General features: G+C 51.2%; 2 tRNA genes. Both read right to left on the bottom strand.

The features are described from left to right. Positions 1 to 126: 126 nt before the first annotated feature. A tRNA-Ala gene (locus L971_RS14745) sits at positions 127 to 199 on the bottom strand. Between the two features lie 21 nt (positions 200 to 220). Continuing rightward, positions 221 to 297, bottom strand: a tRNA-Ile gene (locus tag L971_RS14740). Positions 298 to 408 lie beyond the last annotated feature (111 nt).

Below are 408 nucleotides of genomic sequence, written 5' to 3'. Positions count from 1 at the left end.
TGCCAAGGCATCCACCGTACGCCCTTTCTACCTTGATCTAGCGTCTAAGACACACGGTCCTCACGGACCATATGTGAAATGTTGGTTTGATGTCTTGATGAATCTTCAGTTTTCAAGGAACAAAAGTGGAGCCTAGCGGGATCGAACCGCTGACCTCCTGCGTGCAAGGCAGGCGCTCTCCCAGCTGAGCTAAGGCCCCATGATGGAATTCTCAAAAAAATGGTGGGCCTAAGTGGACTCGAACCACCGACCTCACGCTTATCAGGCGTGCGCTCTAACCAGCTGAGCTATAGGCCCTCATAATTTGATTTGTCGAGAGATTTGGTCTCTCAAAACTGAACGATGGGCAATGCCACATGGGCATTTTCCTTAGAAAGGAGGTGATCCAGCCGCACCTTCCGATACGGC

The sequence above is a fragment of the Exiguobacterium sp. ZOR0005 genome (genome assembly GCF_000798975.1).
GTDB lineage: Bacteria > Bacillota > Bacilli > Exiguobacteriales > Exiguobacteriaceae > Exiguobacterium > Exiguobacterium aurantiacum.
This window is presented reverse-complemented; position numbering and strand designations above follow the sequence as displayed.